The organism is Sporosarcina sp. ZBG7A (assembly GCF_000813425.1).
Classification (GTDB): domain Bacteria; phylum Bacillota; class Bacilli; order Bacillales_A; family Planococcaceae; genus Sporosarcina.
Genome location: NZ_JWIB01000050.1, coordinates 1 through 14,221 on the forward strand (window position 1 = coordinate 1; position 14,221 = coordinate 14,221).

Annotated in this window: 13 protein-coding genes and 1 other annotated feature; of the genes, 11 read left to right on the forward strand and 2 right to left on the reverse strand. The window is 45.0% G+C overall.

Translation table 11 applies throughout. The features are described 5' to 3' along the window. Nucleotides 1-225: 225 nt before the first annotated feature. The 3 genes from RL70_RS15295 (at nt 226) to RL70_RS15305 (ending at nt 3,763) form a co-directional block, all read left to right on the forward strand. A complete protein-coding gene (locus RL70_RS15295) occupies nt 226-702 on the forward strand; it encodes a glutathione peroxidase (protein WP_039044304.1) in 477 nt (158 codons plus the stop codon). 107 nt (nt 703-809) lie between these two features. Next, nucleotides 810-2,276: an IMP dehydrogenase gene (gene guaB / locus RL70_RS15300; RefSeq protein WP_039044276.1), complete on the forward strand. Its 1,467-nt coding sequence runs from the start codon at nt 810-812 to the stop codon at nt 2,274-2,276. A 137-nt stretch (nt 2,277-2,413) separates the two neighbouring features. Next, the gene (locus RL70_RS15305) at nt 2,414-3,763 is read left to right on the forward strand and encodes a D-alanyl-D-alanine carboxypeptidase family protein (RefSeq protein WP_039044277.1); all 1,350 of its coding nucleotides are present in this window, start codon (nt 2,414-2,416) and stop codon (nt 3,761-3,763) included. Nucleotides 3,764-3,784: 21 nt separating this feature from the next. Here RL70_RS15305 and RL70_RS15310 read toward each other — a convergent pair whose 3' ends face one another. After that, nucleotides 3,785-5,194 (reverse strand): PLP-dependent aminotransferase family protein, encoded by a 1,410-nt coding sequence (locus RL70_RS15310; protein WP_039044278.1) that lies wholly within the window; start codon nt 5,192-5,194, stop codon nt 3,785-3,787. A 168-nt stretch (nt 5,195-5,362) separates the two neighbouring features. Further along, nucleotides 5,363-5,575, forward strand: a binding site (T-box leader). A 71-nt stretch (nt 5,576-5,646) separates the two neighbouring features. Here RL70_RS15310 and serS point away from each other — a divergent pair. Next, nucleotides 5,647-6,930, forward strand: coding sequence for a serine--tRNA ligase (serS, locus tag RL70_RS15315; protein ID WP_039044279.1), 1,284 nt, complete (start codon nt 5,647-5,649; stop codon nt 6,928-6,930). 28 nt (nt 6,931-6,958) lie between these two features. On the opposite strand, the gene tadA is transcribed toward serS, so the two are convergent. Beyond that, nucleotides 6,959-7,462, reverse strand: a complete 504-nt coding sequence (gene tadA / locus RL70_RS15320) for a tRNA adenosine(34) deaminase TadA (RefSeq protein WP_039044280.1) — start codon at nt 7,460-7,462, stop codon at nt 6,959-6,961. 135 nt (nt 7,463-7,597) lie between these two features. Here tadA and RL70_RS15325 point away from each other — a divergent pair, with 135 nt between their 5' ends. The 7 genes from RL70_RS15325 (at nt 7,598) to RL70_RS17665 (ending at nt 14,023) form a co-directional block, all read left to right on the forward strand. Next, complete coding sequence (locus RL70_RS15325; protein ID WP_039044281.1) at nt 7,598-8,230, forward strand: deoxynucleoside kinase; 633 nt, start codon at nt 7,598-7,600, stop codon at nt 8,228-8,230. Beyond that, nucleotides 8,231-8,899 carry a deoxynucleoside kinase gene (locus RL70_RS15330; RefSeq protein ID WP_039044282.1) on the forward strand — a complete coding sequence of 223 codons (669 nt, stop codon included), beginning with the start codon at nt 8,231-8,233 and terminating at the stop codon, nt 8,897-8,899. Nucleotides 8,900-9,073: 174 nt separating this feature from the next. Beyond that, nucleotides 9,074-10,357: a kynureninase gene (gene kynU / locus RL70_RS15335; protein ID WP_039044283.1), complete on the forward strand. Its 1,284-nt coding sequence runs from the start codon at nt 9,074-9,076 to the stop codon at nt 10,355-10,357. Between the two features lie 21 nt (nt 10,358-10,378). After that, nucleotides 10,379-11,224 carry a tryptophan 2,3-dioxygenase gene (gene kynA, locus RL70_RS15340; RefSeq protein WP_039044284.1) on the forward strand — a complete coding sequence of 282 codons (846 nt, stop codon included), beginning with the start codon at nt 10,379-10,381 and terminating at the stop codon, nt 11,222-11,224. Nucleotides 11,225-11,256: 32 nt separating this feature from the next. Then, a complete protein-coding gene (locus RL70_RS15345) occupies nt 11,257-12,597 on the forward strand; it encodes a sodium-dependent transporter (RefSeq protein WP_039044285.1) in 1,341 nt (446 codons plus the stop codon). A 27-nt stretch (nt 12,598-12,624) separates the two neighbouring features. After that, complete coding sequence (kynB, locus tag RL70_RS15350; protein ID WP_039044286.1) at nt 12,625-13,263, forward strand: arylformamidase; 639 nt, start codon at nt 12,625-12,627, stop codon at nt 13,261-13,263. A gap of 478 nt (nt 13,264-13,741) precedes the next feature. Then, the gene (locus tag RL70_RS17665; RefSeq protein WP_082003444.1) at nt 13,742-14,023 is read left to right on the forward strand and encodes a DUF4190 domain-containing protein; all 282 of its coding nucleotides are present in this window, start codon (nt 13,742-13,744) and stop codon (nt 14,021-14,023) included. Nucleotides 14,024-14,221: the final 198 nt, after the last annotated feature.

The following is a 14,221-nucleotide window of genomic DNA, read 5'->3' on the forward strand; positions in this document are numbered from 1 at the left end:
CCAGAGTTTATGATCACAATGCAGGGTTTATGAGCGGAAATCTGAGTTTATGATCACAATCTGAAGTTTATGAGCAGAAACCAGAGTTTATGAGCACAATCCAGGGCTCATAATCACATTCCAACACCACTCCCTATCCCGTGCCTTTAATTCAAGACTTCTTTTTTGCACTGGGGGGAGGTTTCCCTTATGGTTAAGGGACTAACCCACGAGGAGATGGCGCACATGGAATCCGTTTATGAGTTTACTGTACAGAAACCTGATGGAACCGAGCAATCGCTCTCTGAGTTCCAAGGAAAGCCGTTACTCATAGTGAACACTGCGAGCAAGTGTGGCTTTGTGAAGCAGTTTGACGAGTTACAAGAGGTCTATGAGATGTATAAGGACCAGGGACTGACCGTTCTAGGCTTCCCATCTGATAACTTCAACAATCAAGAATTTGATAGCAGTAATGAGGCTGAGGAGTTTTGTCGGATGAACTTCGGTGTGTCTTTCCCGATGTTTGCAAAAGTGGATGTAAAAGGTGATAGCGCAGAGCCGTTGTTTCAATATCTTTCATCGCAAAAGAAAGGGATGCTTACGGAAGGGATCAAATGGAACTTCACGAAGTTTCTTGTAGACCGACAAGGCAATGTAGTCGATCGCTTTGCCCCGCAAACAGGACCTTTAAAAATGAAGGATGCAATTGAAAAGTTAATATGACAGAAAAGGGCTAATACTTTTACTTATCATTGCTTCCTTGACACACCTTAACGCCGCTGATAACCTATTATCTAATATTTAACCGAAACTATAAGGGGGCATCAGGCATGTGGGAAACTAAGTTTGCACGTGAAGGGCTAACGTTTGATGATGTATTGTTGATACCAGGAGCATCTGAAGTGTTACCAAAAGACGTATCATTGTCTGTTCAATTGACGGAAAAGATTAAGCTTAACGTTCCGTTGATTAGTGCAGGAATGGACACGGTCACAGAATCTAAAATGGCGATTTCTATGGCACGTCAGGGCGGTCTCGGTGTTATCCATAAGAACATGAGCATTGAAGAACAAGCTGAGCAAGTTGTCACAGTAAAACGTTCTGAGAATGGTGTCATTACAAACCCATTCTTCCTGACTCCTGAACATCAAGTATTCGATGCGGAACATTTAATGGGGAAATATCGTATTTCCGGTGTACCGATTGTAGATACGCTTGAGAATCGGAAGTTGGTCGGAATCATTACAAACCGTGATCTTCGCTTCATCCAAGATTACTCGTTAACAATTGACGATGTGATGACGAAAGAACAACTCGTTACAGCGCCTGTTGGTACGACGCTTGAAGATGCAGAAAAGATTTTACAACAGCATAAAATAGAAAAACTTCCGATTGCCGATGAAGACGGAACGTTACGAGGGTTAATCACCATTAAAGATATTGAAAAGGTGATTGAATTCCCGAACGCGGCGAAAGATCATCATGGTCGACTTCTAGTTGGAGCAGCTGTTGGTGTTACATCGGATACAATGGTTCGTGTTCAGAAGCTTGTAGAGGCTGAAGTAGATGTCATTGTTATCGATACAGCACATGGTCACTCTAAAGGTGTTATTGATATGGTGAAAAAGATTCGGGAAACGTATCCTACCCTCGATATTATCGCAGGAAACATTGCAACTGCAGAAGCGGCTCATGAATTGTATGAAGCAGGAGCAGATGTGGTGAAAGTCGGAATTGGTCCAGGTTCTATCTGCACAACTCGAGTTGTTGCTGGTGTAGGGGTTCCGCAAATTACAGCTGTCTATGATTGTGCAGCTGAAGCTCGGAAGCAAGGCAAGACGATTATTGCCGACGGAGGCATTAAGTTCTCGGGAGATATCGTCAAAGCACTTGCTGCGGGAGGACATGCGGTCATGCTCGGTAGTTTACTTGCTGGAACGACTGAGAGCCCTGGAGATACTGAAATCTTCCAAGGTCGTCGTTTTAAAGTGTATCGTGGTATGGGTTCTGTTTCTTCAATGGAACGCGGTTCGAAAGACCGTTACTTCCAAGAAGACGCGAAAAAGCTTGTACCCGAAGGAATCGAAGGGCGCATGCCTTATAAAGGTTCCCTCGCTGATACAGTTCATCAGTTAGTTGGAGGCATTCGTTCAGGTATGGGATATTGCGGAACGAAAGACTTGCACACATTGCGTGAAGAAGCACAGTTCATCCGCATGACAGGTGCAGGACTTCGAGAAAGCCATCCTCACCAAGTTCAGATTACGAAAGAAGCACCGAACTATACAATTTCATAAAACTAGTTCTTCAGGAACTTCAGCACCTTTCTTCTCGTCTTATATGGGCGGAAAGGTGCTTTTTTTTATTTTGTATCCATCCCTTCCTTTAGGTATGATAAACTATGGGAGTAAATCGCGATGACGGAGGTAGAAATGTGAAGAAGATGAAGAACAGATGGCTGTCTGTATTATGTTCGGCAGTCTTGCTCGTAGCAGTATTTGGTGCAACAACACCCGCTCAGGCGGAATCGGCGCTTGGCCTCCATGTGGATGCTGCCATTCTAATTGACGCGGATAGCGGAAAGATTTTATATGAAGAAAATGCAGACGCTCCACTTGGCATTGCCAGCATGTCAAAAATGATGGTCGAGTACCTTCTATTCGAAGCAATTGATGAAGGATCTATTACTTGGGATCAGGAGTATAAAGTAACAGATTATACATACACGGTGTCTCAAAATCGTAAGTTGAGTAACGTGCCGTTACGACGAGATGGTTCGTATACAATTAAAGAATTGTATGAAGCCCTTGCAATTTATTCCGCGAATGCGGCAACAATTGCGATTGCTGAAACAATCGGTGGAACTGAAAAAGAGTTCGTAAAGCTCATGAACGAAAAAGCAAAAGAGCTTGGTTTGAAGGACTATAAGTTTGTCAACTCAACAGGGTTGAATAATAAAGATTTACTAGGCATGCATCCAGAAGGATCAGGTCCTGAAGATGAAAACGTAATGCCGGCTAAATCGGTTGCAAAACTTTCATATGCGCTAGTTAATGATTATCCTCAAGTTCTCGATACTACAAAGATTCCAACAAAGGTATTTCGTGAGGGTACTTCAGACGCGATTAATATGATCAACTGGAACTCTATGTTGCCAGGTTTCTTATATGCCTATGAAGGTGTAGATGGTTTGAAGACAGGAACAACCGACTTTGCAGGTCATTGCTTTACAGGAACTGCAATTCGTGACGGTAAGCGTGTCATTGCAGTTGTTATGAAAGCTGTTGACACTAAAGGTGAAGGATCCTATAAAGCTCGATTTGACGCAACACGTTCCCTATTCGATTATGGTTTCTCACAGTTCTCTGAAGTGGAGTTTGTTCCTGAAGGCTACCAGTTCAAAGGTGAAGAGACTCTGAAGGTTCTGAAAGGGAAAGAGAAAGACGTTGCTGTTCAAGTAAAAGAACCGATTAAAATGATGGTTAGAACGAGTGAAAAAGATCAGTATACACCTAAATTAGTCATCGATAAGAAGAAGCTGAAAGACGGTTCTCTTCAAGCACCTATTAAAAAAGGTACAGTTGTCGGGCACGTAGAGCTCGTGAAGAAGGATGGCTCAAAAGACTCTGGGTTTATCAACGGGGAAAACGTACAGTCCGAAGTGGTAACAAAAGAAGCTGTTGAAAAGGCGGGTTGGTTCTCTCTAGCAATGGGAGGCATCGGCCACTTCTTCTCAGGTCTTTGGGATAGTGGGACAGGCTTCGTAAAAGGCTTGTTCAACTAAAAAAAGCGGAACAGACGCTATCTAGCGCTGTTCCGCTTTTTGTATGCCCCAGACGTTCATGAGTTTTTCAATGCCTCGCTCTATTTGGTGTTCGCTCAATCCACCAAAGCCAAGCAAAAAGGATGGTGAGCCTGTAGCATGTCCGGACTTGTAGTCTTGCAAGCTGTAGACACGTATACCCGCCTGAAGAGCAAGGTCAGCTAGTACAGGTTCTGTTTGCTGTTTATGTACAGTTACGATGATGTGCATTCCAGCTTCGTCTCCTGAATAAGAGATTGCAGGTTCATAAGGAGTAAGGGCTCCCGTAAGCAGTTGAAGTTTTTTCCGATACACTTTGCGCATCCTATTCAAGTGTCTTGAAAACTGTCCTTCTGCCATGAAGCGTGCAAGCATGTGCTGATCGAGTCGCGGGACGGTGGAAGCGTATTGGATGAACGCCCCTTTATAACGCTCCAGAAGCGCTTTTGGGAGCACCATGTAGGCGATACGTAGCGATGGCATGAGTGATTTAGAGAACGTACTCAAATAGATAACGTTTTCCCCACGATCCATTCCTTGAAGGGAAGGAATCGGCCGCCCCGCATAACGGAATTCACCATCATAGTCGTCTTCGATAATAATATGTTCCGGATTGGCGGATGCCCAGTTTAGCAATGCGGCTCTGCGTGGTGCAGAGAGCACGGTACCTGTAGGAAACTGATGGGAAGGTGTGACATATGCAACTGTTGCCAACGAGCGCTGTAGTGCATCTACGTCCATACCATCGTCGTCCACGGATATGGGAATCGCTGGCCTTAAGTGATGGTCAAATACGTGATGCGTCAGTGGGTAACCTGGATTTTCCACCGCATATACGGCTTCTTCACCGAGAATCCGGATAATGAGTGGAATGAGTTGCTCGGTTCCCGATCCAACGATGATTTGTTCAGGCGTGCAAATAACACCTCGTGAATGATACAAATACGTGGCAATTTCATTGCGCAGTTCCACATCACCATGAGGATCACCGAGTTGCAATAAGTGAGCGGCGTGTTCGTCGATGACGTCTTTCGCTACTTTCCTCCATTTCGAAAAAGGAAACAATTCAGGATCCACCATTCCGGGTGAAAAGTCGATTGCTGCTGTGGGTCTTACAGGAGTGAGCACCTCCTTCACTTCTGCAGACTCAGTATAGGCGAGTTCTTCGATGTCTTGAACGTAGTAGCCACTACGAGGGACTGCCGTGATATATCCTTCGGAAACCAGCTGACCGTAAGCAAGTTCAATTGTTGTTTGGCTGACTGAAAGAAATTCACTGAGCTTCCGCTTAGACGGTAGTTTTTTACCGACAGGAATCCGCTGATCCGTAATATCCTGTTTCATTTGCCGATAAATTTGTTCATAAAGAGGAATTGCATGGGATTTATCCAATAAAAGTAACCACTCTTCCATCAATATCCTCCATTCTGACCCTGTCGATTTCTCATACATATAAAATTTGTAAAGGTTATAAGTGAAGTATACCGTAAGCAGATGAAAGTGAAAATGACATCTATTTTCTAAATTCAGCCTTTGCTTGCCAAACGTTTCGGCGTATAGTAAAGTTAAAGTAATTTCAAACGTAAGACGATGAAGGGAAGTAGTAGCAGCTACGTTTTCTAAAGAGAGCCGACGGGTGGTGCGAGTCGGTGAAAACAACTGTGAATCCATCCTTGAGCAGCCAAACTGAACAGAAGTAGGTTTGTGCCGGCACCGGAGCCGTTATCTTCCTGGAGTGAATCGGCATTGTGCTGATTAAGCTGGGTGGTACCGCGGGTAGTTCTCGTCCCTATTGATAGGGGATGGAGGGCTTTTTTTGTGCTCGAATTTCGGAAATCGTTACAACCAATTGAGGAGGAATCGTAATGTTAGACAGAAAAGTGTTGCGTACAGACTTTGAAGGTGTGAAGAAAAAGCTTGCCATGCGTGGCGAGGATATCTCTGAGTTGGACAAGTTCCCAGCGCTCGATGACAGACGCCGTGAATTATTAGCAAAAGTTGAGGTGCTAAAAGCGGAGCGTAACGAAGTGTCTCAGAAAGTGGCGGAGATGAAGCGTAACAAAGAGGACGCTGACGAGCTTGTTTTGAGAATGCGTAAAGTCGGCGAAGACATTAAAGCATACGACACGGAATTGAATGAAGTCGAAGAACAATTGGATTACGTCCTAATGCGCGTTCCGAACATTCCGCACGAAAGTGTTCCTGTTGGTGACAGCGAAGATGATAACGTGGAAGTTAGTAAATGGGGAGAGACGCCAGAGTTTTCGTTCGAACCGAAGCCGCATTGGGAAATCGGGACGGACTTGAAAATTATTGACTTTGAACGAGCAGCAAAAGTAACGGGAAGCCGTTTCGTATTTTACCGCGGCATGGGCGCACGTTTAGAGCGTGCACTTATCAATTTCATGATGGATCTGCATCAGGATGAGAATGGTTATGAAGAAATGTTACCGCCGTACCTTGTGAATCGTACAAGCTTGACGGGGACAGGGCAATTACCGAAGTTTGAAGAGGATGCATTCCTCGTTGAAAAAGAAGATTACTTCATGATTCCAACTTCTGAAGTACCAGTAACGAACTTTTATCGGGATGAAATCCTGAATGCTGACATGCTTCCGAAAGGCTTTGCAGCGTACAGCACAAACTTCCGTTCTGAAGCAGGTTCTGCGGGCCGTGATACACGAGGATTGATCCGCCAGCATCAGTTCAACAAAGTGGAGCTAGTCCGTTTTGTGAAGCCTGAGGACTCGTATGACGAGTTGGAAAAACTGACAGGACATGCGGAAAAAGTGTTGCAATTGCTTGAGCTTCCATACCGTAAGTTGAAAATGTGTACAGCTGATCTTGGATTCACAGCCGCGAAAAAGTATGACTTGGAAGTATGGATCCCAGCACAAAACGCGTACCGTGAAATTTCTTCTTGTTCAAACTTTGAAGATTTCCAAGCGCGTCGTGCTAACATTCGCTTCCGTCGTGAAGCAAAAGGTAAGCCGGAGTATGTGCACACACTAAACGGCAGTGGTCTTGCAATTGGACGTACAGTTGCTGCATTGCTTGAGAACAATCAGCAACAAGACGGTTCTGTATTGATTCCAAAAGTATTGCGTCCATATATGGGTGGAAAAGAGTACATTACAGTTACTGAATAAGTGTGAACGTAAAAAGCGACATCGGAAGTCATTCTGCTTCCGGTGTCGCTTTTTTTTTCGCTTGTTTTTTCTTGTCACGCAACGCCCTGAAGAAGTTGGTAAGGAGTGCACCGCATTGTTCCCCTAGGACGTCTTCACGGACCTCACATTCGTGATTGAACCGTTCGTCGTTCAACAATCTATAGAGGGAATCGACACACCCTGCTTTCGGGTCTCGAGCGCCATAGACAACTGTAGGGATTCTCGATTGTAAAATAGCTCCCGCACACATCGGACAAGGCTCAAGCGTCACGTAAAGAGCGGTCTCTTCTAGTCGCCAGCTCCCAATGACCTCACATGCATCTTGAATCGCAGAAAGCTCCGCATGAGTGACCGCATTTTGCGTCGTCTCCCGTAAATTATGAGCCCGTGCAATCACTTCACCTTGATATACAATCACTGCACCTATAGGTACCTCACCGAGCGCTTCCGCTTTTCTTGCTTCCGCTATCGCCAACTCCATAAAGTACTGATCTTGCTCGTTCACATTCATACTCATCGCTCCTTATCCTCAGTGTATCACGCTTTTAAACAGAATGTTCCACGTGGAAAAACTGTCACACCCAAATGAGTGCCTCCTATGATAAACTAAAGGGACGACATTAAGTGAAAGACAGGAGCGTTGGTCATGACCATTCCATTCATTGCAGTAGAAGGACCGATCGGGGTTGGAAAATCGACGTTGTCCAAAGCGATTTCAGACAACCGCCAATTCCAGCTACTCATGGAAATCGTGGATGAAAATCCGTTTCTTAATAAATTTTACGACGACATCGAAGAGTGGAGCTTTCAAACCGAAATGTTCTTCCTTTGCAATCGATACAAACAGCTCGGCGACATTCAAAAACACTATCTAGCAGAAGACAAGCCTGTCGTCGCAGACTATCATATATTTAAGAATCTCATTTTTGCACAACGCAGTCTTTCTGAAAGCGATTATGCAAAATACGAGCAAATCTACAACATCTTGACCGCAGGGATGCCCGTCCCGAACGTCATCGTATACTTGCATGCAAGCCTCGACACACTCATGAAGCGAATTGCAATGCGAGGTCGTGACTATGAGCGGGGGATGGATCCAAACTATTTGCGCCAGTTGTCCGAAGACTACGATACATTTATCAATCGATTCGAACGGTTGCATCCTGAAATTCCAGTCTTGCGTTTCAATGGAGATGAACTCGACTTTGTTGCGAACTCCCGGGACCGCCAATATATCCTTGACGCAGTCAATGCCGTCATCCAGAAAGAGGTAGTTTAAGTGAACTTACGTGAAAAATACGGAATTCCGCAAAACGCGGTCATTACAATCGCTGGAACAGTAGGTGTCGGAAAATCGACGATGACGACAGCACTTGCTGAAGCGCTAGGTTTCCGCACTTCTTTTGAAAACGTAGATCAAAATCCGTACTTGGATAAATTCTATGAAGACTTCAAAAAATGGAGTTTTCATTTACAAATTTACTTCCTGGCAGAACGTTTCAAAGAACAGAAGCGCATCTTCGAATATGGTGGCGGATTCATCCAAGACCGTTCGATTTATGAAGACACAGGAATCTTTGCCCGCATGCACATGGAAGAAGGCACGATGGATCCTGTTGATTACGAGACGTATACAAACTTGTTTGACGCGATGGTCATGACTCCCTATTTCCCACATCCAAATTTGCTTATTTACTTGGAAGGTCCGCTGGATAGCATTATTGACCGCATTCATGAACGGGGCCGTGAGATGGAGCAAGAGACGCCGATTACGTATTGGGAAGAAATGCATGCACGGTATGAGAAGTGGATTGACTCATTCACGGCTTGCCCGGTGCTTCGCCTAGATATCAATGACTACGACCTAATCACGAACGCTCATGAAGTGGAACTGATCGTCGAGAAGATTGGCGGCATTCTGTCTCAAACAGAACCGCTTCGTAGCTAACAAAGCAAAAGACCTTTTCCGGCAGCGAAAACCTGTCAGGAAAGGTTTTTTTCATCTTTTATCGAATGGAAGAATAGAGTATTCCTATCCGTGAACAAGCGTTATTGACGCGTTGAAAATGATTCACGTATAGTGAACCCTATAGAAAATTCCATTGTGAAGGAGCGATTCCCTGTGACTGCGAACGAAAAATCGACGATTGCGTATGCCAATGAGCTCGAGCAACGCTATTCCGTGGCAAGCCGGCGTGAAGAGTTTTACGTACAAGAAGGCATTATTTACTTTGACGGCAACTCTCTTGGATTACTATCAAAACGTGCAGAAAGCTCATTACTCGCCATTCTGGATTCATGGAAGACCCATGGCATTGACGGGTGGATGCAAGGGGAGCGTCCTTGGTTTAACTTGTCCGAAGAATTAGGAGCGTCTCTTGCTCCGCTGATCGGTGCGGAAGCTGAAGAAGTGATTGTGACAGGTTCGACAACCTCGAATCTCCACCAGCTACTCGCAACATTTTTCAAACCCTCAACCGGTCGAACAAAAATTTTAGCCGATGAATTAAACTTCCCGACGGATATTTACGCGATAAAAAGCCAGCTAGAGCTGCATGGACTAGATCCTGCTGAGCACCTAATTCAAGTGAAAAGCCGTGATGGACAAACACTACGGACTGAAGACATTATAGAGGCGATGACCGATGACGTTGCCGTTGTGATTTTGTCCGGCGTTCTCTATCGTAGCGGACAAGTACTCGACATGGAGAAGGTAACAGAAGCGGCTCATGCACGAGGGATTTTAGTTGGCTTCGATTTGTGTCATTCGATTGGAGCGATTCCACATGCACTGGATGATTGGAGTGTTGACTTCGCATTTTGGTGTAATTATAAGCACTTAAATGGAGGTCCGGGCGCAACGGGCGGCATTTACGTTAACAAAAAGCATTTCGGTACACAACCTGGACTCGCAGGATGGTTCGGTTCAGCGAAAGACCGCCAGTTCGATATGGAGCATACGTTTACGCCTGCAGAGGGTGCTGGGGCACTTCAGATGGGCACACCTAACTTACTCAGTTCCGCACCGTTGATCGGTTCACTTGAACTCATGAACGAAGTCGGAATGGCCGCAATTCGTGAACGGTCACTGGCCTTGACGGGCTACTTACAAGAGTTAATTGAAACGGAACTTGAAGAGTATGAATTTACGGTAACGAGTCCGAAAGTTGATGCGGAACGCGGTGGTCATGTATTCATCGTTCATCAAGAAGCGGCACGTATTTGTAAGGCGCTGAAAGCAAATGGGGTTATTCCGGATTTCCGCACGCCGAATGGAATCCGTTTGGCACCAGTTGCACTGTATAACACGTTTGAAGAAGTGCTTGAGACGGTGAACATTTTAAAGCGTATCATGGACGAAGAACAATATAAGCAATTTGAAAATAAGCGAGAAGTCGTCGCGTAAACGGGAACTGGGGGATTTGTGATGAATAAAGGGATTTCAGATTTGAATTTGGATCAAGAGGACATTCATACTGATTTTAAAAAGGATATGACGTACGGGGAATACTTGCATCTCGATCAGATTCTATCCAGTCAAGAGAGACTGTCAGGGCATCACGACGAAATGTTGTTCATCATCATCCACCAAGTGAGCGAACTGTGGATGAAGCTAACGTTGCACGAGCTAACGGCAGCCATTGACGCAATCGACAAGGGTGAAATGCAGTCCGCATTCAAAAAACTAGCCCGTGTGACGAAAATTCAATCTCAAATCATACAAGCATGGGACGTACTTTCGACAATGACGCCTGCTGAATACTTGGAATTCCGCGATTCACTCGGCAAAGCATCTGGATTCCAGTCTTATCAGTATCGTCTAATCGAATTCGCACTTGGCTATAAGTCTTCTCATATTTTAAAGATTTATGAGAAGGACGCGGAAGTGCATGCGATGCTAAAAGACGCGTTGAACCAACCGAGTATTTATGACGTGGCGATTCGGGCATTAGCAAAAGCTGGTTTTGCGATTAATCCGGAATTACTAGACCGCGACTTCAGTGTCACGTATGCAGGGGATCCAACTGTTGAAGCAGCTTGGGAAGCAGTCTATCGCGATGTCGATAAATATTGGGATTTGTATCAGCTTGCTGAGAAACTTGTGGACGTTGAGGATTGGCTACAGCAGTGGCGGTTCCGTCATATGAAAACGGTAGAACGAATTATAGGATTTAAAACAGGTACAGGCGGATCGTCTGGTGTGAACTACTTACGCCACGTACTCGATCATCGGTTCTTCCCTGAACTATGGGATTTGCGAACTAAATTGTAAGAACGATAGAGAGATGAAAGAGGGGGAGTTGTATGGAGGAGAAGGGACGAACTGAACAATGGTCCTCTAAGTTAGGATTTATATTATCATCTGCGGGGGCTGCGATCGGACTCGGGGCCATCTGGAAATTCCCTTATGTGACGGGGATGAGTGGGGGCGGTGCATTCTTCCTGCTGTTCATCGTCTTCACTTTGGTCATTGGTTTACCGATGCTACTTTCTGAATTCATCATCGGGCGCGGAACTGGTAAGGAAGCGATTAGTGCGTATAAAAAGTTAGCACCGGATAGTCTGTGGGTGTGGATCGGCCGACTGGGTGTCTTAGGATGCTTCCTACTGCTTTCCTTTTACAGCGTAGTTGGCGGATGGGTGCTCGTCTATAGCGGACTTGCAATCCCAGGTCAGGTAATCGGGGATGGAACGAACTATGGCGAGCTATTTGGCACGGTCACCGGTTCTGTTTGGATTACGTTGCTCGGATTACTGCTATTTACGGTCATTAACGTCATCGTCATTGCATCAGGGATTCAAAACGGCATTGAGCGTGCCAACAAATATATGATGCCACTGCTATTCGTCTTTTTCATAATCTTAGTAGTGCGTTCACTGACATTAGATGGTGCAATGGAGGGCGTAAAGTTTTTCTTAGCGCCGGACTTTTCGAAGATAACGGGTGAGTCGATTCTCTATGCACTTGGACAGTCGTTCTTCTCGTTAGCCGTCGGGTTTTCGTGTATGGTGACGTACAGTTCGTATTTGAAAAAAGACGTCAGCTTGCGGTCATCAGCAGGATCTGTCGTGGGCATGAACATCTTTGTTTCGTTACTTGCAGGACTTGCGATTTTCCCGGTTGTGTTTGCGTTCGGGTTAGCGCCTGACGAAGGGCCGGGATTGCTGTTCATGGTATTGCCGGAAGTGTTCGGCCAAATGCCATTCGGGGAACTATTTTTAGCATTGTTCTTGCTTCTGTTCTTATTTGCGACATTGACGTCATCGTTCAGTTTGTACGAAATCATTGTCGCTGCACTGACGGCAAATGGCAAACGTACACGGAAGACAGTTGCTTGGCTTACGGGGCTCATCGTGTTCGTGGCGGCGATTCCATCCGCCATGTCATCCAGTTTGCTGGAGTCCTTTATGATTAATGGCAAAAGTATTTTCGATAGCACGGACTATCTCGTTAGTAACATACTTCTGCCACTCGGAAACTTACTCATTGCAGTGTTCATCATCCACAGGATGGACCGTGAACTTGTAAAACAAGAATTCAACTTGAGTACAAATGATTCTCCTGGATTGTTCCGCGTATGGCTCGTCTTGATGACTGTTGTCGTACCACTGACAATCGTAGCTGTATTTATAAATAATCTTTGATACGTGTAACTAGAAAGGATGATGGGCATGAAGAAGTTAACACAATGGATTGACATCACACAGCCCCTCAGCAATTCGATTGCGGAATGGCCAGGGGATACTCCGTTCAATTATGAGCTGACGTTTACGAAAGAACAGACAGGCTCCGTGAATATCGGTCAAGTCTCGATGAGTGTCCATACAGGGACGCACATTGACTCTCCGTTCCACTATGATAATGACGGCAAGCGTGTGCATGAACTGGATTTGTCCTTGTATATCGGACCTGCTATGGTTGTCGACGTCACAGGCCATGCAGAAATCGGTCGTGCAGAGCTCGAGAGTTTTGACTTTAAAGATGTGGAGCGACTCCTTCTTAAAACAGGAGGTCATCCTGATCCGAATACGTTTCCGGAAGACTATCCCGTATTGAAGGCAGACATCGGTCCATTTTTGAAGGAGCGGGGAGTTCGGTTAATTGGTGTCGACGTCCCATCCGTCGATTCAGTCGACAGCAAAACGATGGATGCGCATCACTCGCTTTACGATAACGGCGTGAACATTTTAGAGAACACCGTATTGTCTAACGTGACGCCTGGAGTGTATGAGCTGATTGCACTTCCACTTGCACTGGAAGGCTCCGATGGTAGTCCGGTGCGCGCTGTGTTGCGTTCGCTGGAGGGATAACAATGTATAAGAGCTGCTTAGAGGAGAACTTCTCCTTTTAGCAGCTCTTTTTGAATGGTACAAGATGTAGCAAGAATTGTAGAAGCGAGCAAATATTTATGTTATATAAATTGTGTGTTATCGGAATGTGGTGAAGCTGATTGTCGTAGATTTAAAAGTTAATATAAATTGAAAATTTAAATATAAAACTTCAAAATAATTGGGAATTTGGTACAATAGGTTTAAACTGAGGAATTCAATGTACTGCAAACGGGTCACTATCTAGTATGCAAATTGTTGCTTTGCGCTCCAGGCGGAACGCTTTCCGAGGGGCGTGGCTTGAGCCTCCTCGGTCGCAAAAAACGCTCTCTGCGGGGTCTCAAGGCACACGCTGATCCCTCCGGAGTCGTCCGTCTTCCGCTCCAAGCAACGGCGAGTACTATAAATAAAGCGTCCATTCATCAAACGGGCCATTTTGAAGCAATTAGGAGGAAGAAAAGTGAATGTGAAAACTGAAACAAACAGTAAGTCTATTGTTTCTTTAATTTTTGGTATCCTATCAATTTTGATACCACTGGTGGGGTTAATCCTAGGCATTTTAGGCATTGTAATTTCAAGAAATGCTACCAGAGAAATTGCAGTAACAAATGAGAACGGAAAGGGTTTAGCAGTTGCTGGTCTAACTTGCAGCATTATAGGTATAGGACTCCAAGTTATCATGATTGTGTCTTACATATTATTTTTCCTTCTTTTTAGCGTAAGCTCTTTTGAATTACACTAATGATAATGGGTTAAGTTTCATCCGTTAACGGGGGCTTTTGCGTTATAAGCGATCTCGTCTATATCGCAAACGGTCCAAATTGTTACATTCTGATTGACAAAATAGTATAGACAGAGGAGTGGCGGGACATCAGAAGAAAGTATGGGGTGATTTCATTTCTTTTGGCTGTATTTGGAATTCTTTTCTTCAATTTAAGTA

Bases quoted from the DNA above. Each gene is read 5' to 3' on its own strand.
- RL70_RS15295 (WP_039044304.1), top strand. From the start codon at position 226: ATGGAATCCGTTTATGAGTTTACTGTACAGAAACCTGATGGAACCGAG.
- guaB (WP_039044276.1), top strand. From the start codon at position 810: ATGTGGGAAACTAAGTTTGCACGTGAAGGGCTAACGTTTGATGATGTA.
- RL70_RS15310 (WP_039044278.1), bottom strand. From the start codon at position 5,194: ATGGAAGAGTGGTTACTTTTATTGGATAAATCCCATGCAATTCCTCTT.
- serS (WP_039044279.1), top strand. From the start codon at position 5,647: ATGTTAGACAGAAAAGTGTTGCGTACAGACTTTGAAGGTGTGAAGAAA.
- tadA (WP_039044280.1), bottom strand. From the start codon at position 7,462: ATGAATGTGAACGAGCAAGATCAGTACTTTATGGAGTTGGCGATAGCG.
- RL70_RS15325 (WP_039044281.1), top strand. From the start codon at position 7,598: ATGACCATTCCATTCATTGCAGTAGAAGGACCGATCGGGGTTGGAAAA.
- kynA (WP_039044284.1), top strand. From the start codon at position 10,379: ATGAATAAAGGGATTTCAGATTTGAATTTGGATCAAGAGGACATTCAT.
- RL70_RS15345 (WP_039044285.1), top strand. From the start codon at position 11,257: ATGGAGGAGAAGGGACGAACTGAACAATGGTCCTCTAAGTTAGGATTT.
- kynB (WP_039044286.1), top strand. From the start codon at position 12,625: ATGAAGAAGTTAACACAATGGATTGACATCACACAGCCCCTCAGCAAT.